Annotated in this window: 18 protein-coding genes and 1 other annotated feature (1 of these 19 only partly in view); of the genes, 13 read left to right on the top strand and 5 right to left on the bottom strand. The window is 49.8% G+C overall.

What is annotated here, in order from left to right:
* Positions 1–28: 28 nt before the first annotated feature.
* Together HCR03_RS07215 and HCR03_RS07210 are read right to left on the bottom strand one after the other, a co-directional pair.
* Positions 29–886 carry a MurR/RpiR family transcriptional regulator gene (locus HCR03_RS07215; protein WP_207727269.1) on the bottom strand — a complete coding sequence of 286 codons (858 nt, stop codon included), beginning with the start codon at positions 884–886 and terminating at the stop codon, positions 29–31.
* Positions 876–1,793, bottom strand: a complete 918-nt coding sequence (locus tag HCR03_RS07210; protein WP_066643988.1) for an ROK family protein — start codon at positions 1,791–1,793, stop codon at positions 876–878. Before HCR03_RS07210 ends, HCR03_RS07215 begins: the two co-directional genes overlap by 11 nt.
* A gap of 374 nt (positions 1,794–2,167) precedes the next feature.
* Here HCR03_RS07210 and HCR03_RS07205 point away from each other — a divergent pair, with 374 nt between their 5' ends.
* From HCR03_RS07205 to HCR03_RS07190, 4 genes are read left to right on the top strand one after another with little or no spacing between them, the layout of a single operon-like run.
* Complete coding sequence (locus HCR03_RS07205) at positions 2,168–3,727, top strand: DUF4127 family protein (RefSeq protein ID WP_066643987.1); 1,560 nt, start codon at positions 2,168–2,170, stop codon at positions 3,725–3,727.
* 14 nt (positions 3,728–3,741) lie between these two features.
* Entirely contained in the window at positions 3,742–4,437 is a 696-nt protein-coding gene (locus tag HCR03_RS07200) for an N-acetylmannosamine-6-phosphate 2-epimerase (RefSeq protein WP_066643986.1), read from the top strand.
* A gap of 47 nt (positions 4,438–4,484) precedes the next feature.
* The gene (gene nagB, locus HCR03_RS07195) at positions 4,485–5,252 is read left to right on the top strand and encodes a glucosamine-6-phosphate deaminase (RefSeq protein ID WP_066643985.1); all 768 of its coding nucleotides are present in this window, start codon (positions 4,485–4,487) and stop codon (positions 5,250–5,252) included.
* Complete coding sequence (locus tag HCR03_RS07190) at positions 5,249–5,833, top strand: SGNH/GDSL hydrolase family protein (protein ID WP_187037367.1); 585 nt, start codon at positions 5,249–5,251, stop codon at positions 5,831–5,833. Before nagB ends, HCR03_RS07190 begins: the two co-directional genes overlap by 4 nt.
* 113 nt (positions 5,834–5,946) lie before the next feature.
* Here the strand turns inward: HCR03_RS07190 and HCR03_RS07185 are convergent, their stop codons facing one another.
* On the bottom strand, positions 5,947–7,281 hold the full coding sequence (locus tag HCR03_RS07185) for an acetyl-CoA hydrolase/transferase family protein (RefSeq protein ID WP_156989797.1): 1,335 nt from the start codon (positions 7,279–7,281) through the stop codon (positions 5,947–5,949).
* Positions 7,278–8,510, bottom strand: coding sequence for an MFS transporter (locus HCR03_RS07180; protein WP_187037365.1), 1,233 nt, complete (start codon positions 8,508–8,510; stop codon positions 7,278–7,280). Before HCR03_RS07180 ends, HCR03_RS07185 begins: the two co-directional genes overlap by 4 nt.
* 245 nt (positions 8,511–8,755) lie before the next feature.
* Here HCR03_RS07180 and HCR03_RS07175 point away from each other — a divergent pair, with 245 nt between their 5' ends.
* From HCR03_RS07175 to HCR03_RS07165, 3 genes are all read left to right on the top strand, one after another.
* Entirely contained in the window at positions 8,756–9,652 is an 897-nt protein-coding gene (locus HCR03_RS07175) for a LysR substrate-binding domain-containing protein (RefSeq protein WP_187037362.1), read from the top strand.
* Positions 9,653–9,932: 280 nt separating this feature from the next.
* Positions 9,933–10,517 (top strand): AAA family ATPase, encoded by a 585-nt coding sequence (locus HCR03_RS07170; RefSeq protein WP_187037360.1) that lies wholly within the window; start codon positions 9,933–9,935, stop codon positions 10,515–10,517.
* A 65-nt stretch (positions 10,518–10,582) separates the two neighbouring features.
* Positions 10,583–11,101, top strand: a complete 519-nt coding sequence (locus HCR03_RS07165; protein ID WP_187037358.1) for an HAD-IIIA family hydrolase — start codon at positions 10,583–10,585, stop codon at positions 11,099–11,101.
* 383 nt (positions 11,102–11,484) lie between these two features.
* Here the strand turns inward: HCR03_RS07165 and HCR03_RS07160 are convergent, their stop codons facing one another.
* Positions 11,485–13,005, bottom strand: a complete 1,521-nt coding sequence (locus HCR03_RS07160; RefSeq protein ID WP_187034602.1) for an IS1182 family transposase — start codon at positions 13,003–13,005, stop codon at positions 11,485–11,487.
* Between the two features lie 514 nt (positions 13,006–13,519).
* Between HCR03_RS07160 and HCR03_RS07155 the strand changes: the two genes are divergently transcribed.
* The 6 genes from HCR03_RS07155 to HCR03_RS07135 all read left to right on the top strand — a co-directional run bounded on the left by HCR03_RS07155 (position 13,520) and on the right by HCR03_RS07135 (position 19,493).
* Positions 13,520–14,251 (top strand): HAD-IB family hydrolase, encoded by a 732-nt coding sequence (locus HCR03_RS07155; protein WP_187037356.1) that lies wholly within the window; start codon positions 13,520–13,522, stop codon positions 14,249–14,251.
* A 281-nt stretch (positions 14,252–14,532) separates the two neighbouring features.
* The gene (locus tag HCR03_RS07150) at positions 14,533–16,323 is read left to right on the top strand and encodes an ABC-F family ATP-binding cassette domain-containing protein (RefSeq protein ID WP_187037354.1); all 1,791 of its coding nucleotides are present in this window, start codon (positions 14,533–14,535) and stop codon (positions 16,321–16,323) included.
* 121 nt (positions 16,324–16,444) lie between these two features.
* Complete coding sequence (locus tag HCR03_RS07145) at positions 16,445–17,275, top strand: Cof-type HAD-IIB family hydrolase (protein WP_156990523.1); 831 nt, start codon at positions 16,445–16,447, stop codon at positions 17,273–17,275.
* 234 nt (positions 17,276–17,509) lie between these two features.
* On the top strand, positions 17,510–18,121 hold the full coding sequence (locus tag HCR03_RS19750; RefSeq protein ID WP_228725231.1) for a hypothetical protein: 612 nt from the start codon (positions 17,510–17,512) through the stop codon (positions 18,119–18,121).
* Positions 18,105–18,554: a GGDEF domain-containing protein gene (locus tag HCR03_RS07140; RefSeq protein WP_267459223.1), complete on the top strand. Its 450-nt coding sequence runs from the start codon at positions 18,105–18,107 to the stop codon at positions 18,552–18,554. Before HCR03_RS19750 ends, HCR03_RS07140 begins: the two co-directional genes overlap by 17 nt.
* Positions 18,555–18,590: 36 nt before the next feature.
* Positions 18,591–19,493 carry a PhzF family isomerase gene (locus HCR03_RS07135; protein WP_187038043.1) on the top strand — a complete coding sequence of 301 codons (903 nt, stop codon included), beginning with the start codon at positions 18,591–18,593 and terminating at the stop codon, positions 19,491–19,493.
* Between the two features lie 182 nt (positions 19,494–19,675).
* Positions 19,676–19,826: a binding site (T-box leader), on the top strand; it runs 95 nt beyond the window's last position.

Raw genomic sequence — 19,826 nt, 5'->3', positions numbered from 1 at the left:
GATGACCGGCCCGCGAAAAGGGCCGCGGCTACAGAAGCTTAGAAGCAATGGATTGGGTCGTAAGCTTTTTATTGTAGTCGCATATGGCAAAATTCTGCTTGAAATATTCCGTATACAACACGTCGAGCAGGTAAAGTTGGGCGACTTTCGCGGAGAGGGATCCGCCCTGGAACGGCCCTTCGTTCGCGCTGCACAGCAGGACGATGTCGGCGTAAGCGGTCATGGGGGATTCCGCGTAATGGGTGACGCAGATCGTTTTGGCTTTATTCTGCTTCGCGCGCTTTAAAATCTCGAGAACGTCTTTCGTGGAGCCGGAATAGGAGAAGGCGATCGCAAGGTCGTGCTCGTTCAGCAGGGCGGAGGACATGGCCTGCATGTGGGAATCCTGAGCGGAGGCGACGTTGGGCAGGATCCGCGCGAATTTATTTTTCGCCTCCAGCGCCGTGATGCCGGAGGAGCCAACGCCGAAAAAATGAATCATGCGCGCGTTTTTAATCATATCCACCGCCCGCTGGATATCGTTCGGGTCCATCCTGTCCAGCGTTTGGTTCAGAGCGTCGATATCGGTGCGCAGCAGCTTTTGGCAGACCTCGTCCGTGGAGTCTCCGAGATTGATTTCGTCGGAGAGAGTCATGCTGTATGCGCCTTCGCTGCTGCTCAGCGACTGCGCGAGCGTCATTTTGAAATCCTGGTACCCGTTGAGCTTCAGGGTTTTGCAGAAACGGAAAACCGAGGTGTCGCCGACACCGCAGCGGGACGCCAGGTCCGTAATCGACATATAAAGGGCTTCCCGCGGGAACTCCAGCACAAAATTGGCCACCTTGCGTTCGGCCTTGGTAAACACTTTGTCGCACGACTTGATTTTTGCAAATATGTCATACAGCATGATCGACACGACCTCTTTCCTTCAGGCTTCTTTCCGCCAGCCAAATCGCGCCTTGCAATCCGGCGGTGTTTCCAAGAGAAGCTTTTAAAATTTCAACTCCGCGGTAGCTTGGCATGAGAAGACCGCCGATCCGCTGCCGGACGCTGTCGCAGAGAAGGTCTTCGTTCATGATTCCGCCGCCTAAAATGACGGCCGGCGGATTGAAAATATAGATCAGGGAAACAAGCCCGTAGAGAATTTCGTCGATCCAGACGGAGACCGCGCGCTCGATGCGGGAATCGCTTTTCAGCAGTTTGAAGATCTCCCTGCCGTTTAGGTTCCTGCCGGTTTGTTCCCGAACCGAGCGGATCAGCGCGGAAGCGGAGGCATATTGCTCATAGCATCCGCGGTTCCCGCAGGTACACGGCAGCCCGCCGGCGTGGGTGATCATGTGCCCCATTTCACCGGCGGAAAAGGAACTGCCGCGGTAAACCTCGCGGTTCAGAATAATGGCGCCGCCGATTCCGGTCCCGTAGGTAAGGCACAGAAAAGAGCCGTATTCGCGTCCGGCCCCTGCGGCCGCTTCGCCGAGCGCCGCGGCGTTTACGTCGTTTTCCACGAAAGCGGGAACGCGGAACCGCGTTTCAAGCTCCCTTTTTAGCTGTATTCCGGTGTAGCCCGGAATGTTGTCGGTCGCGTAAATGATAGCTCCGGTCTCCGGATTTACCTGGCCCGCGGTGCTGACTGCGATTGCGTCAAAGCACTTCCGTTCGGCAGCGAGGTTCATCGCCTGTTCCAGCACGGCCTTCCCGCCGAGTTCCGCGTTCGTCGGCGTCTCGCGGACGTCCTCTTTTACAAAGCCGCACCGGCTGTCATACAGGCAGTATTTGACGGCGGTTCCGCCGATATCAAGAGCTGCGATTCTCAAAAAAACACCTTCCGTCTTTCAGCATAGCAATGCTGACTTCATTATAAGGGATTGAAAAATTTTTTTAAATTGCGTCTGAGAAAAATAATCCCAAAATTGATAAAAATCACGAAAAGAAATTTGTCAATCCTTATTAAAGATGCAAGGAGAGATTAAAAATAAAAGAAATATTTTTTATTATAAGAGATATTTTTAATAATATTCTTCAATAACGCAAAATACGCGATAAAAAGCAAAAAATAAAAAAATATTTCGGTAATAATTGAAAAAATATTTTATCGTGCTATACTGTAAAAAGAAATTCCCGCGGCTTCCGCGGAGCGATCAAACAGCAGTGCCGAAAGCCGAAATGATTTTGGAAGGGATTTGCAAATATGAGGAAAGTGCTTTACGTTCCGCTGGATGAAAGAGCGTGCAACTACGCGTTCCCCCGGCTGTTAGCGGAGATGACCGATGGGATCGAGCTCCTTGTGCCGCCGTGCGAAATGATGGGGAAGCTGAAGATTCCGGCGGATTACGAGAGAATCTGGCAGTGGGTGTTTCAAAACGCTCCGGCGTGCGAATACGCGATTCTTTCCGTGGATACCCTGGTTTACGGAAACATCGTCAATTCCAGAACGCATCGCCGGACCCGCGAGGAGTGTGAAAAGACCCTTGAGAATTTCAGAAGGCTGAAAAAAAACAATCCGGGTCTTAAAATCCACGCGTTTAACCTGGTGGCAAGGGTCGCCGCCTGCAATGATTCGCATGAAGATCCGGATTACTGGGCGAAATACGGCAGAGGTATCTGGCGGATTGCCTACCTTACCGACAAGGTTGGCCGGGGCCACGCAAGCGACGAGGAAAAAGCGGAGCTGCGGCGGCTGGACGGCGCCGTCCCGGAAGAGTGCCTGAACGATTTCCTAGCCCGCCGCGAAGTAGACCGCTTTACCAACCTTTGCTGCGTCGATCTTGTAAAAGAGGGCGTTTTTGACGTGTTGACCATCCCGAAAGACGACACGGCGGAATATGGATATGCCGCGATGGACCAGGCCGCCATTGCAAAAAGGGTGCGGGCCGGGCGGCTCATGGACCGGGTCCTTGTTTACCCGGGCGCCGACGAGGTCGGCTGCGTGATCTTTACAAGGGTGTTTAACCTGATCAAGGGATATGTTCCGCGGGTCTATGTGCGCTATTCTTCCACGTGGGGACCGACCGTCGTGCCGCTGTACGAGGACCGCCCGCTCCATGAAAGCATCAAGTCGCAGATTACTTCCGCAGGCGGAATTGTGGAAGACTGCTCGGACCGCTCCGACTGTATGCTGGCGGTTAATTCCCCCGGGAAATATATGATTGAGTCGATGGATCAGGACGAGAAAGACCTCACCTTTACAAGCCACAGCAATATGCATGAGTTCCTTCGGTACATCGACTACTACGTGCGAAGCGATCGCAAGGCCGTCGGTTTGGCGGAGGTATCCGTCTGCAACGGCTGTGAAAATGAGTTTATGGACTACGCGGCACTTTCGGGCGTCTTGCAAAAGGTTCAGGCCGTGGGCGGCTGGAACACTTCGCAGAACACCATCGGCGTGGTTCTTGCCCAGACGGTGATCGCGAGCTACTATGACCGCTTCCTCGGGAACGCGGAAAAATTCCGCCTGTCGGAAGAATTCAAAATGCGCAGCATCGTCTGCGACTGGCTTTATCAGGCGAATGTGCTGCGCAGCTTTCTGGCGGAAACCAAGGGGCGGATTGATCCGTTTGCGCTGGGCGGGCACCGCGCCTCAGTGGAAAAATATTTCAGGGACCGCCTGAATAAATTGATACGCGAAAAGTTTGGAAGCAGCTATCAGGGAGCCGACATCGTGATCGACGATTTGTTCTTCCAATGGGACGGCGTGTTTTATATGAATCTTCACGTCCTGCTTGAGAATATCAAATCCATTCTAGAGTAAAGAAGAGATGCTCAATGAAGAAAAACGAGGTGCTGAACCGTCTGAGGGGCGGACTGGTCGTGTCCTGCCAGGCCCTTGAGACAGAACCGCTGCACAGCCCGAAAATCATGGCGCGAATGGCTTCCGCGGCTCAGGAAGGCGGCGCGGTCGGCATCCGCGCGAACTCGCCGGACGATATTGCCGAAATCAGGCGTGCCGTTGATCTTCCGATCATCGGGCTTCATAAAGTGGACTATCCGGACAGCGAGGTTTATCTGACCCCGACGATGAAAGAAGTGGACGGCCTTGTGAAGGTCGGAGCCGATATCATCGCGGTCGACGCCACGGCGCGGATGCGGCCGGGACGCCTGACGCTGCGGGAATTTTTTACGGCGGTCAAACAGAAGTACCCGGACCGGATTTTTATGGCGGATACCTCCTGCTATGAGGAGGGCGTGGAGGCGAAAGCCCTCGGATTCGACCTTGTGGGAACCACCCTGTCGGGTTACACGGAGTATACCAGGGACGTAAAACTCCCCAATTTCGATCTGATGAAAAAGTATGCGGAAACGCTGGGACTGCCGATCGTGGCGGAAGGCGGCATCTGGACTCCGGAACAGCTGCGCGCCGCATTTGACCTCGGCGTCTGGACGGCGGTCGTCGGCACGGCGATTACAAGGCCCCGTGAAATCACCAGGCGTTTTGTCGATGCCATGCGGGTATTCGGCTGAAGAAGCGGCGAAATTTCCGGTACAAAAAAACAAAGGAGACGGATCAAATGAATATTTTATGGGCGCCGGATTATCCGGCAATGAGTCGAAAAGCGGCAAATATTATTTCTGCGCAGGTGATCTTGAAACCGGATTCCGTTTTAGGACTTGCGACAGGCTCCACACCGCTCGGCGTTTACCGGCAGCTGGTTGACTGGTACGGAAAGGGCGACCTGGATTTTTCCAGGGTGCACAGCGTGAATCTGGATGAGTACGTCGGGCTGCCTCCGGACCACAGCAGAAGCTATTCTTACTATATGCGGAATTATTTTTTCAGCCATGTCAACATCGGGCCGGAAAATACCAACGTGCCGGACGGCATGGCCGCCGACCTTGACGCGGAGTGCGAAAGATACGATCGGCTGATCGAGAGCCTCGGCGGCATTGACCTCCAGCTTCTCGGCATTGGGAGCACCGGCCATATCGGATTCAACGAACCGAACGAAGACTTTGACAAAAAGACCCACAAGGTCCGACTGAAGCAGGCGACCATCGACGCAAACTCAAGATTTTTTGAAAGCGCGGACGCCGTTCCGAGGTTTGCGGTCACCATGGGAATCAAGGCGATGATGCAGGCGAAAAAAATCCTCCTTATCGCTAGCGGCGAGGAAAAGGCCGAGGTGCTCTGCCGTTCTCTGTTCGGCCCGGTAACGCCGGAGGTTCCGGCTTCCATCCTGCAGATGCACCCCTGTGTGACGGTTGTGGCGGACGACGCGGCGCTTTCCGTCGTCCTGAAGAAATACCCCGGCAGTGTGGAGCGGAGAAATGCGCCGTGAAAAAAGTGCTTTTGCTGGGGGATTCGATCCGGATGGGCTACGACGGGATTGTAAAGGATTTGCTTGAGGGCGAATGCGAGGTTTATTACGACGAGGACAACGGGCGCTTTTCTTCCTACACGCTTTGGCAGGCAAATCAGCTTTTTAAAAATTACGGAAAATTCGACGTCGTGCACTGGAACAACGGGTATTGGGATATGAACGTGGAGGCCCCGATGACGGAGGCGATGCACCCTGTGGACGAGTATCTGCATTTTCTGAAACGAATCATCCGCGAAATCCGCCGCAACGGCGCCGAGGCCATTTTTGCCACCACGACGCCTGTGGCGGAGCGGGGGCTTGCCCTTGACGGCATCGGCGCGGGGATCAGCTATGACAATTCATGGGTCGAAACATATAATGAGGCCGCAAAAAAGCTGATGGCGCAGGAAAATATTGCGGTAAACGATCTCTATGCGCTGATGCTCAAAGGGAATCACTACTACAAATGCGGCGACGGGCTTCACCTTACGGAAGAGGGTTACCGCCTTTGTGCGGAGCAGGCGGCGGGGCTGATCCGGGAGAAGCTCGCAAACGCCTGAAACGGAAATGCTTTCCGGGCGCCGCTTCGGCGGAGCCTCTCCAATTACGATGCCCCTCTGCTGTAGAAAAACAACTACAACAGGGGGGCAATAGGAAAGTGAAATTTCTTATTTTACCAAATGCTATTCAATTCTGCTTGGCGGCGCAGCTCCTCGCGAAAGTCCGGATGCGCAATGCTGATGAGAGCCTCGACGCGTCGGCTCACATTTAGCCCGCGCAGCCAGGCAATACCGTATTCCGTTACCACGTAATCCGTGTCGTTGCGGGACGTGGTAACGACGGAGCCTTTCTGTAAAAACGGCACAATCTTCGAGTGGAGAACCTCCTTGCCGTTTTCGTCTTTGGTGGTGTAGGTGGAGTGCATGGCGATAATCGACTTGCCGCCGGGAGACATCTGTGCGCCCTGCACGGTTTCCGACTGTCCGCCCGTACCGGACCACTGGACGTGGCCGACCGTTTCCGAAGCGCACTGTCCGGTCAAATCGATTTCCAGCGTGGCATTCACCGAGACAAATTTGTTGTTTTTCCTGATGGTGAACGGGTCGTTGGTAAAGGTACAGGATTTGAACAGAACAGAGGGATTGTTGTCAATGAAATCGTACAGCCTCTGACTGCCCATTGTGAAAGAGCATACCGAGTAACCGTTGAGCAGACCTTTTTGAGAATTGTCTACTGCGCCGCATTCGATCAAATCCACCATGGTTTCGGTAAACATTTCCGTGTGGATTCCCAAGTGGTGCTTACTTTTCAGCTCCGTTGCCACCGCGTTCGGAATATTGCCGATTCCCAGCTGAATCGTAGAGCCGTCCTCAATCAGAGAAGCAACATATTTGCCGATTGCCGCGTCTGTTTCGGTGTATTGACCCACTTTGCTTTTGAAAATGGGGCGGTCGGATTCCACAACCGCGGCAACCTCTGAAATATGAACCTGTGTGTCACCGAAAGTACGGGGGTAATTGGGGTTCACCTCTACAAGGACCAACGCCCCTTTGTTGATGATGTCGCGCTCATAAATCGCGCTGACGGAAAGGGACATATAGCCGTGCCGGTCCATGGGGGACACTGTGGCCAGCAACACGGGACGGCGCTTTTCGTAAGCGATGCGGTCGAGGGTTTTGCGCAGAATGGAGGTGGAGCTTTGGGGCACATCGCTCACCAGCTTTTTCGTCTGCGCATCGCGCAGACCGGCGCTGAAAAACCATCCGTTATGCGCCATAATCCCCTTCATTTCCGGGTCTTTGAAGGCCTCGTAATACTTCAGGGGCAGGCAGGTGTTCAGAACCGTGTTTTTTACGCCGGTTTTTTTCAGGTGCTGTAATTTTTCAAGAATCGCTTCCGGTTCCCCGGCCGCTTGAGACGAAAACATATAATCGTTATCCTGAATCAATTCCAGCGCCTGTTCGGCGGTCATTTTTTTCTCCCGGTATAATTCTTCAAACGTTTTCATGAAAAGAGCTCCTTTCTGAATTCACTGATTTTTTTCTTTGCTGCGCGCCCTGTTTCCGTGAGAAAGAACGATCCCACGAAGAAGGTTGCACTCAGTACCAGCGCGATGGTCAGTCCAACCGAATACCCGGCTTTGTCGATTGCAATGCCAATCAGATAAAACGCAACCGATTCGATTACGTAGGACAATGCCCAGAACAGGCCCATAATGGTCGTTAACTTTGCAGGGGACATATTCGGCAATTCCTGCGGAATCAACACAAGGGAGGTGACGGGCAGGAACATGACAACGCCGATGGCGAAAGCGGCAATCACCGAAAGAACGTCGTTTTTTGCGTGAAACATCAACGCGCCGAACAATGTCATGGCAAGGCCGCTCCAACGGATTACAGGCAGGCGTTTAAAGTATACTTTCGAAAGGACTATTGCCAGCAAAGAGCCGACGACACCGCCGACGGCTACCAAAGTACTGAGTGTTTTAGAGCTGATTGCCGTTACGCCGGAGATTGGGAAAATATTCAGCAGTACAATGTAAAAGGTAAGCAGTCCGGAATAGGTAAGAGGCAATAACCAGTTGATTTTTTCCTTGAGCGCATCTCTTAAGGTGTATTTTTCCGTGTCCCCGGCAGCGGAACGGTTCAGCTCAAAATCCTCTCCCAAAGCCGGCCAAGCAAGGAACAGTATGGCGCTGATCACCGCAAAGAATGCCATGCTGTACTGCCAGGTCTGCAACCAGCGGATCACCGGTCCGACGATCAGCATTGCGATGATCCCTCCGACATTGTAGGCCACGTTATTAAACGCATTGACCGTCGGGCGCTTTTCCGGGGCAAAAAAGTGAATGACAACGGGGTTGAAATAAACCACATACAGCGCGCCGCCAAAGCCCATAAGAAAACGTCCTAAAATAAACATCCAATACTGCGGGGCCAGAACAGCCATCACGCTGCCTGCTACAATAAGCCCGGAACCCAAGCCGATCGCCTTTTTTGGCAACAGCTTGACTAGAATTCCGGCAGCCATAAAGTTACCGATGATTTTGGCAATGGTAATGGCATTGGAAATAAAGGTTGCCGACGCAAACGACTGCAAATTAAAATACTTCATAATCTGCGGGGTAAGCGTACTGCCGGCGACCCAGTTTACGGCAAAGAAAGCGTATGTAAAAAACATCACCATTTCAATTAAAATGGCTCTCGCGGAAGATACTTTTTTCTCTTGCGCTTGCACAACGATCGCTCCTCTCGCTTGCATACGGCCGCACACAAGCAGTTCATTCAATTTTGTCTGCTTTGGCCAAGCAATCTCTCCGCTTATTATTATAACACGGCGTTTTTCGGAACAAAAATACAAAAAATTCATACCCGTATGAATCAAATTCATACAAAAAACCTTATTCAGTGATTTTAGAATTGCAATTAAACAATTTTCAAGTATAATAAAAAAGAAAATAATAATTGAGAAGGAAATTTCCAATGACAATGGTTCAGCTAGCTTACTATGTGGAAGTTGTAAAACGACGCAGTTTTACAAAAGCGGCTGAGAAACTTTTCGTCAGCCAATCGACCCTAAGCAAAGCCATTCGCGCACTTGAGAATGAATTTCAGGCGGAATTCATCGGACGGCGTTCGAAAGATCTTCTGATTACGCAGGACGGTTTGGCATTTTACGAATACGCAACCAATTTGCTGGACTATTATCATGAACAGACGCAGCAGCTGGAGGAAAAACTGCGTTGTGCAGGCGGTACCCTGACTCTCGGGCTTCCTCCCTCCGCCGGAACCATCTATTTTTCTTCGCTGATTTATCAATTTCGTCAGGCCTATCCGGAAACCGACTTACAGATTACGGAGATTACCTCTAAATTGATCAGGGATTTGGTCGATGACGGAACGCTCGACTTGGGCGTAGTCATCGAACCGTTTTCAGACAGTAAGTTTTACAGTCAAACTGTTTTTTCCTCAGAGGCCGTTCTGGTTGTCCCCAAGCAGCATCCTCTTGCCGCGAAACACAGCGTTGATTTTGGATCTTTAGGGTCGGAGCGTCTGTTAATGGTTTCTCCGGACTATATGTATTACGATGTAATGCTGGAGCGCTGCAAAGCGGCGGGCTTTACGCCAAACATCGTGTTTGAAAGCTCTCAGTGGGATTTGATCCTGGAAATGGTTGCAAATAATCAGGGCGTCAGCATTTTGCCAAAGCCCTTGATTGACAAGCTGTATGCCAACCGTTTGTGTCAGCTCCATCTGAAAAATCCGGAATTTCCCTGGGCGCTCTCCATTATTTACCGCACGGATAAGTTTCTGACCGTTCCCATGCAGCGCTTTTTAAAAATTTGCAAACAATCGAAGCAGTCCCATTTGCCAACCTGAAAGAAATTGGAGCGGCTCGTCTTTTTCCCTTCTGGAAATGGCCCGGGAACAACCGGCTGTAAGCGTGTTCACAAATGCGCCGGTTTTGTGTTTTTAAGGAAAAACAGCATTCAACGTGTTTTCGTGACAGCCGTTAAAACGGCCTGCGTTTATTCCTGAAATTCTTGCAGCCGGCAAATGCGGCCTGCTGCTTTCATAAAATTGTTTCTTTATGGAACATGAAGCAAATTGAGCGTTATGAACTAAATTCGAGCAAAAACAGACAGGAAGAGGTAAAAATATGAAAGAGCTGATCCTTGTCACGTCTCCGCCGGCCTGCGGGAAAACTTATATCTCGAGGAAGCTTGCAACAAATCTGAAGCATGTTGTTTATCTGGACAAGGATACGCTCATTGTGCTGTCCAAACAGATTTTTGCCGTTGCGAACGAGGAGTACAACAGAAGTTCTGAGTTTTTTAAAAAGAATATCAGAGATTATGAATACGCCGCTATTATTGATCTTGCGCTTGAAGCATTGGAATACGATGATATTGTCCTGATTAACGCTCCTTTTACAAAAGAAGTCCGGGACAAAAGCTACATGGATCACCTGAGAGAAAAACTCAGGCGGAAGAATGCGAAATTGATCGTGATCTGGGTGCAGACAGACGTTGAAGTGGTCAAGCAGAGAATGATTCAGCGGAACAGTGACAGGGATTCATGGAAACTTGCCAACTGGGATCAATATATTGCGGGGGTAAATTTCAACATTCCCAAAGAACTCGACGATCCGTCCTGCAAAGACGATTTATTAGTTTTCAAAAATTCCTCAGACGACGAATATAATCAATCCATGATAGAAATACTTGGAATTCTTGAGTCTTGAAGAATGGAGAAAGTTTGAACTTGTTTCGATATTTTGATTGAACACGATAAAACACAGGAGAAAAAATGAAAGCGGTTTTTATAGATCGTGACGGAACCATCGGCGGCGGAGATGAAGTTACATTCCCACAAGAGTTTAAACTATTTCCATTTTCCCAAAAAGCGATTGAACTGCTGAAAAATAAAGGATACAAATTGTTTGCCTTTACAAATCAACCGGATCTTTCAGAGGGAAAAGTAGCCTATAAAGATTTTGAAACAGAACTCTACTCTCTAGGATTCGATGATCTTTGTATTTGTCCTCATAGACCGGCCGACCATTGCAGTTGTCGGAAACCTAGCGCATATATGATTAATCAAATGAGAATCAAGTATCATTTACAACTTTCAGAGTGTTTTGTAATTGGTGACAGGTGGAGCGATATGGCTTCCGGGCTAAGTGCAGGCACAAAAGTGATACTGGTAAAAACTGGTGCGGGTAACGGAGCAATGGGCCTGTATTCCAATCAATGGAATCCTGACAGGGCCGCCTATATAGCGGAGGATTTGCTGGACGCTGTCCGATGGATTCTTAATCACGCATGATCAGATGCATCCTGTTCCCGTGTTCTGGAACAGTTCCGTAAAATAAAAGCCACCGGACCTCTGTTGAAGTCCGGTGGTAGCATTTTATCAGGCAATGTGCAGGACTTTTTTCGAAACGCTCATTTTGATTCCGCTGAGTCATATGAGAAACTCTTGCGCTGTCGGATTTAAAGTCAAACGCCTGTCCCCTTATGGGGCTTTTTCAAGATGGGGGTGTTGCAAAATGAAAATTTTGCAACACCCCCGTTCATGTTGAAAAGTGATCTAAATACGAAGCTTTTGTTGAAAACTTTGCGAGACAAATCGTCGAAATAGGAATAGCAATGCTAAGCTCCGCCGTAAAGCGAAGCTGAAAAATCAATCATTTTCTGTTTTTCTGGAATCTACTCTTTTTGAAGGCAAAACAAATGTGTTTTTAACCTTCCTGTGTTGCATTTCGCACAGAGCTTGTTCAAGTTGTAGCCCATGCACAAAAGGTAAAGCTCCGTTGAAATGTTTGCCCGGCCCCGGGTAAGAAAGCGCTTGAATTTGCGGTTGCTTTTCAGAACGCCGAAGGCCCCTTCCACCTGGATAGAGCGGTTCATCCGAAGCGTAATTCCACGTTCGGTTTTAATGTTTTTCCGGGAATCGTCACTCAGGCGAACCAAATCCGTTTTCACTCTCAGTTCTTTCGGCGTGCCGCTTTTTGCCTTGCAGCAAGCTTCACGGCACGGGCAGCCGACGCAGCTATCGCACCGGTAATACGCCGTCGTTGGGAAATATCCCTGCCGATTCCGCTGCGTACTTTCGTGATGGAAAAGAAGCTTTCTGCCGGCCGCGCAGACATAGCAGTCTTGCTGTTTGTCATATTGCATATTCTCCCGGCGGCCGATCTGCTGCCTGAACTTTTTGTTTTTTTGTGCTTCGTAGTTGATGGGTTTGATGAAGCTGGTCTGCCCGTTTCCCTCCAGATACAGGTAGTTGTCCAGACTTTCATAGCCCGCGTCCGCCACAATATCCCGGTAGCGTTCCCCATGCTGCTGTTCGAGTCTGCGCAAAAAGGGTCGCAGCGTCCCGCTGTCCGTCCGGTTCGAAAAAGCCGCGGCGCCTGTGATGTACTCGCTGTTCACGGCAATCTGCACATTGTAGCCCGGTTTGAGCTGCCCGTTGCGCATATGGTCTTCCTTCATATGCATAAAGGTGGCATCCGGATCTGTTTTGGCATAACTGTTACGACTGTTTCCCATTAAAAACAGCTTCTTCTCATAGCCCTCCCACTTTTCCAGCAATGTAAAAATCTTCTCATACGCCCGCTGCCGGGGCGGCTTGCGGCGACCGGCTCCATGTACAAAATGAATTCCGTTTTTCTCACAGGCCGCCTTTTCCGATTTTACCAATTCACGGAACTTTTTCAGGGTCACATTGCCGGAAATTCCACGGCTTTCAAATTCCTCACGCACGGCATCCTTCACTTTGGCCAAATATTTCTCCGTCGTCTTGCGCCAGACAAACGTGTAGCGGTTCGCCCGGCTCTCCAGCTTGGTGCCGTCGATGAATACCTCGTCGTGCTCCGTCTCGCCCATCTGTTCCAGGCGCCGGACAAATTGGTAAAACAAATCTTCCACCGCTTCTTTGGTGCGTCCGGTGCGAAACCTCGCAAACGTGCTGTAGTCCGGCACCGGTTCTCCATTGAGCAGCCACATGAAGTCCACGCGTTTCCGGCAGGCCTCCTCCAGCTTTCGCGTCGAGTAGATGCCGCACATGTAACCGTACACCAATACCTCAAAGATGATCCGGGGTTCAGCCGCCGATTTCCTTCCCTGTGAAGAATAGGCGCGATACAGTTCCCTGTAATCCAGTTCCTCAAGCTGCGCGCTGGCAAGCCGTACCGGATCATCCTGCGGTATTGTTATTTCCATATCCATTGGGAGCGTCAACTGTTGATTTTTTCGCTCAAATCTGTTATGCTCTAAGAGCTTTTTATTTTCTTTCACAACTAAATTTTAAAGCAAAAAGCCGGAGCTGCCAATACCTTTTCGTATGGTTGCTCCGACTTTTTTTCGTGCCGTTTTGCAACACCCCCATCTTGTTTGTTTCAGTATGGTTCTTTGGCCCCAAATGGCGGAAGCGGTCGTTACCACTCCGATTACGCTTCTTGCAGGAGGTCTTTTCTACGAGTGAATGTATGCCATCTGTGTTAACGGACCGAATCGTGGAACAGAATCAGAGCAAAGGCTTCTTAAACTGAAAAGTAGACTGAACAAATTGACCTCACATCATGCTGGTGTTATTCTAAAAAGTCATAATCAAATTTAATGCCGGTAATTGAAGGTGAAATTTATAATATTTTGCGGCCTGAGCACGCGGAGTAAACTGTCGTTTGGCACTCATAATATGGGAAGGCAGACATACCATCGCGCCTGGAGGAGGATTTCGGCAATGAGAAACATCACCGCTTTTTTTGATATTGACGGGACAATCTCCCGTGAAGGTTTAATCAGTGAGATGTTCAAAAAAATGATCAAATACGAGCTGATCAACAGCAGCAAATGGTATAATGAGGTGGAACCGGCCTTTACAAGATGGGACAAGCGTGTCGGCGATTACGACGACTATCTGCAGAAAATGGTAGATATTTATACCGAGACCGTCAAGAACACGGATTCTTTCCATGTTGCCTACATCGCTAAAAAGGTGATTGAGCAGAAGGGGGAACGTGTGTATACCTACACGCGCGAAAGAATTAGGTGGCATAAGGCGCAGGGGCATTTGGTGATCGCTATTTCCGGTTCTCCCATCGAATTGGTGCGCGAGATGTCTGCTAAATACGGCATGGATGACTACAAAGGGACTATTTACCAAGTGGACGGCAACGGAATCTACAACGGAAAAATAACCCCTATGTGGGATGCCGAAAGCAAACGAAAGGCGGTTCTTGAAATCGCCGAAAAATATCGCATCGACCTATCGGCCAGCTATGCTTACGGAGATACGAACGGTGATTTCGCCATGCTGAAGCTCGTCGGCAATCCGTTCGTGATCAATCCAACCAGGGAATTGCTTACAAATATCCGGAAGGATAAACCGCTCGGCGATAAGATCAGCATTATCGTTGAGCGCAAGGACGTAACCTACCGGATGGACGTGGACCGGCTTGATCTGCTTCAGTAAAACCGGTCAACGGTATTTTATAACAAATACGGCAATAGATTGTTTCCAAAGAAATCATTCGCCAAATCCTTGAAAAACGAAAAACAAACGGCAAAATTTACATTCCGAAAGAGTATGGAATTTTTATCTCGACGAAGTGAAAGTTAGTTGCATCAATTTTTATGAATCTTTTTATCTAAAATGTTCACCGCGTTTTGGTTTACTTTATTTGACGGACGCTGCCCGCTAAAGGTATAATGAAATTAATACAGACCATCATGATGCTAAAAGAGGATAATAATGTGCTGCTATTAACTGCGGAAAAGATTCGTAAGAGTTACAATGAAAAAATGCTGCTGAAAGAGGCTTCCTTTGGGATTAACAGCGGGGACAAGATCGGTTTGATTGGAATCAACGGCGCGGGAAAATCCACTTTGCTGAAGATCCTTGCGGGATTGGACCCCCCCGACGCCGGAACCGTCACAAGATCCGGCGGGGTTCGTGTGGGCTATCTGCCGCAGAATCCGTTGTTCGAAGAAGGCGTCACCGTCCTCGGGCAGGTCGTTCGGGGAATTTCGGAGCAGCAGAGGGAATCGAAAGAATACGAGTGCAAGGCGATCCTCACAAAGCTGGGAATCCATGAATTTGACGCGCCTTTAAGCCGGCTTTCCGGCGGACAGAAGAAACGCGTTTCACTTGCGAGCGCTCTGGTAACACCGGTGGAAGTGCTGATCCTGGATGAACCCACCAATCACCTGGACAACGATATGGTGGACTGGCTGGAAAGCTATCTTGCCGGTTATAACGGCGCTCTGCTTATGGTAACGCATGACCGCTATTTTCTGGACCGCGTCACAAATAAAATTATGGAATTGCACAACGGGAATCTGTATTCCTATCAGGCAAACTACACGAAGTATCTCGAACTCAAAGCGGAACGGGAAAGCATGGTTGCCGCAAGCGAGCGGAAACGCCAGAGTCTGCTCAAAAAGGAGCTCGCGTGGATCAGCCGGGGAGCCCGCGCACGGGGAACCAAGCAGAAATTCCGGGTGGAACGCTTTGAAAAGATGAGCTCGGAGTCGGTTGACCTGGAACAGGAAAACCTGCAAATGAATTCCATGAGTTCAAGGCTTGGGAAAAAAATCATTGAGATTTGCGGCGTTTCCAAGCGTTACGGTGACAGGCAGTTAATGAGTGATTTTTCCTACAACCTGCTGCGCCGGGACCGCATTGGCGTCGTCGGCCCGAATGGCTGCGGAAAATCCACGCTGTTGAAAATTATCCTCGGTGCCGTCCCCGCGGATAATGGCGAAGTCCATATCGGGGAGACGGTGCGGATCGGTTATTTTTCGCAGGAATGCGAAGAAATGGATCCGGCGCTGCGCGTGATGGATTATATCAAAGATATTTCGTCGGAAATTGAAACGCCGGAGGGAACCCTGACGGCATCCCAGATGCTTGAAAAATTTCTGTTTTCATCCGACTTGCAGTATACAGCCATCCGAAAACTTTCCGGCGGAGAACGGCGCAGACTGTATCTGCTGGGAATCTTGATGCAGGCGCCGAATGTTCTGCTTTTCGACGAGCCTACCAATGATCTGGATATTCAGACGCTTACGATTCTTGAGGATTACCTGCAAAATTTCTCAGGCGCGGTCATTGCGGTATCACATGACCGTTATTTTCTTGATAAGATTGCGGAGCATGTGTTTTCCTTTGAGCAGAATGGAGAAATTCTCGATACCATCGGAGGTTATTCAGACTATTTCATACGAAAAGAACAAAGACAGCAGAACGAACCGAAGGCTGCCGTCAGCAGACCAAAATCAAGTCCGCGAGTGAAACCCGGTAAATTGAAATTCTCGTTCAAAGAGCAGCGCGAATATGAAGGGATTGACGCCGCCGTCGCGGACCTCGAAAATCAGATTTCTCAAATTAACAGTGAAATAGAGCAGGCATCCAGCAACTACCTTCTCCTGACGGAGCTGACGACGAAAAAAGAAGCGCTGGAAGCGGAGCTGGATGAGAAAACGGAGCGATGGGTCTATTTAAATGAGCTGGCGGACCGAATCGCGGAGCAGAATCAGGATTAAATCCGACGTACGGCGCAAAGGCTTTTTGAAGCAGATGCCGGAATCGGGGGCTTTTGCGTACTTCGTCCCTTCCTATCATTGCGATAGAACCGGGGGACACAGAAATGTGTGAGGAAAATTTATGAGTACATATGATTTGATTGGCTTCGATATGGACGGGACAATATTAAACAGCGAAAAGACCATATCCGGCCGCACGCTGGATGCGGTAAACCGCGCGGCCTCTTCGGGCAAGAAGGTGATCCTGTCGACGGGCCGATGCATCAGTGAGCTGAAAGAGTTTGAAGATCTTCTTCAAAATGTCCGCTACTATGTCTGCGAAAGCGGTGCGCTAATCTATGATACCGCCTTAAAAAGCGTTCTTCACTCGGAAACTTTTCCTAGGGATACAGTGGAAAGAGTGCTTGAGATTGCGGCGGCGGAAGACGTCATGGTGTATATGATGAGCGCCGGAGCTCCCTTTGCAAACCGAAGAGAGGTTTCCAATACAAGCCACTTCCATATGGGCCTCTATCAGGATATGATGAATCGCACGGCGAATCAAAAAGACGACCTTGCTGCCTATTACCGGTCTACTCAGATTCCTGTGGAGAAATTAAATCTGTTCTCGGCCTCCGCCGAGATTCGCGAACGGATTTACGCGCGTATTCGGGAGCTTCCCGTTTCCATCGCTTACTCGGAAGAAACTTCGCTGGAGCTGTCGCCGCTTCATGTCAGTAAAGCAAGCGGGCTGGTTTGGCTGTGCCGTTATCTTCGGATCCCGCTGGAGCGAACCGTCGTCGTCGGTGACGCGGACAACGACGCGGAGGTACTGCGCATCGCGGGCTTATCCGTTGCCATGGGCAATGCGCTGCCGCGGATCAAAAAAATATGCGATGTGGTGGTCGCGGACAACGACCACGACGGCTGCGCCGAAGCCGTCGACCGTTATCTGCTTTCAGCAAACTCATAGGGAGCGAAGTATCAGACGGTTCCCGGGTCGGCAAACATTCTGACTTTCTGTCCTTATCCGAACAGAATCGTGAAATGAGGCGGAATCCGGGCATTCGGAGGATATAGGTGGAAGATGAACATTCTCGCTTATTCAGAGCTTAATAGTTTCGCATTCGCATTTCTTTTTGTGATATTTTTAAATGTCCGCAACAAAGGTCAAAAATATCTTTATGACCAAAGGGTATTTTTAACGATGCTGGCATTGAATGCGGTTCTGCTTGTCCTGGACACACTGCAATGGATTCTGATCGGAAAGCCGGGCGCAGTCATGAGGATCCTTTCGCTGCTGACAGCGACGGTCTACTGCGCGATGACTCCGTTTCCCTGCTTCTTTTGGAGCATCTATGCGGACTATCAGATTTACAAGGACGAAGACCGCATTAAAAAACGGTTCGTTCCGATGGTAATTCCTTTAATCCTCAATCTGCTTCTTACTTTTTTGAGCGTTTTCTACGGATTTTTGTTTGTCATCGATCAAAATAACATCTACCACCGGGGCGGTCTTTTTTACTTCATGGCCGGCGTCTGCTATTTCTACCTTGTGTATTCCGTCATTTCCATCGTTCGCAACAGAGAGTCCCTTGAAAAAAAAGGTTTACATTTCGCTGCTTTTATTTGCGCTGCCGCCCTTTCTCGGCGGAATCATCCAAGCCTTGTTTTATGGGGTTTCCATTGTGTGGGCCTGTACGGCGCTTTCCATTATGATTATCTTTCTCAATATTCAAAACAGCCAACTGTACACGGATCCTTTAACCGGGCTTTACAATCGCAGGCAGTTGGAAAACTATATGCGGGGCTGGATTAAAAACGGCAGGGAGGGCGCCGCGCTCGGAGTCATTATGACGGATTTGGATTCGTTTAAGAAGATCAATGATTCCTGGGGCCATGATGCCGGGGACCAGGCTCTTGTGGAAGCCGGAAAGATTCTGAAAGGCAGCTTCAGAAGGGAAGACCTGATCTGCCGCTTTGGAGGGGATGAGTTTGTCGTCGTTTTAAAAATCAAAGAGGGCGGCGATTTAACCGACGCGGTAAAACGGTTGAAAACGAACACGAGAACATTCAATGAACGGACGGAATTTCCGTATTCAATCAATTTCAGCGTGGGGTTCGGCGTTTATGACCGGGAATCCGGAATGTCGGTTCAGCAGTTTATGAAACGGATTGATCTTTTCATGTACGAAGATAAGAGACGCAAGAAAACGGCTGAAAAAACCGGCGCCGGCCTCCATAAGATTTGATTGGTACAGACGGAAATACCGGAAACGGAGGACATGATGAAAAATCTTTATCGCGTTTATCAAATCGACTCATTCACGCAGGAAAAGCTGTCCGGAAATCCCGCCGGGGTGGTTACCAACGCGGACGGATTATCGGACCGGCAGATGCAGAAAATAGCGCGCGAGCTGAATAATTCTGAAACGGCTTTCATTTTTCAATCGGAAGACGACGCTTACGATGTCGGGGTCCGCTTTTTTACCCCCTTAAAAGAAGTTCCGATCTGCGGCCATGCCACCATCGCCGCGCATTATGCAAGAGCGGTCGAAAACCATTTCGGCACGGCGCGGGTATTGCAAAAAACCGGCGCCGGGATTTTACCGGTTGACATCATAAGGGAAAACGACGACTACAAAATCGTCATGACGCAGGGGAAAATAAAAGTGCATGATGAGCTGCCGGGTAAGGCAAAGCAGGCACTGACCGACGCGTTGGGGATTCGTTCAAGCGATATCCTTGAAAACTGCCCGGTTGCAATCGCGTCGACGGGGCATTCCAAAGTAATGGTTGGCATTCGGGATATCAATCTGCTGCATCGTTTGCAGCCCGATATGGCCGGGCTTGTAAAACTGAGTCAGGAGATCGGCTGCAATGGGTATTATGTTTTTACCATGAACCGGAGCGAAACGCCGATGATACACGGAAGAATGTTTGCGCCTGCGATTGGAATTGAGGAGGACCCTGTAACGGGGAACGCAAACGGGCCTCTCGGCGCTTACTTGGTTCACTATGGGTTGGCGGATCATGACGGGGCTCTGCTTGCTTTTCACGCGGTACAAGGCGAGGCGATCGGCCGGGCGGGCACAATGGAGGTCCAGGTAAAAATCGAGAAAGGCAAACCCGCGGAAGTTAAAATAATCGGTCATGCCGTGATTGCGTTTTCCACAGAACTGATGCTTTAGGGACTCTCGCCAGAGCAGGCCGTGCAGACAACGCGACGAGCTTCCCGCGATGTAAAAAATCATGGAGAAATCATATGAAGGCGAAAGTAAGGATTGGCCGCCAAAATGAAGTCGGAATCAAATTTGCTTGCAGCGTTGACTTTTTGACGGGTTCGAGCTATAATAGCTTCAATTAAAAAATATCAAAAGCTGAGAAGAAGAGCAGTACCCGTTTTTGGACGCGCAGAGAGAAGATGGCCGGTGTAAATCTTCGTGAAAAAAACAGGGAAGTCGTTTCCGAGCTGTTGAACCGAACGAATCCATTCGCTAAGTTTTACCGGAACTCCGACCGTT

Origin of the sequence: Caproicibacter fermentans (assembly GCF_014303955.1) — a bacterium.
GTDB lineage: Bacteria > Bacillota > Clostridia > Oscillospirales > Acutalibacteraceae > Caproicibacter > Caproicibacter fermentans.
This window is presented reverse-complemented; position numbering and strand designations above follow the sequence as displayed.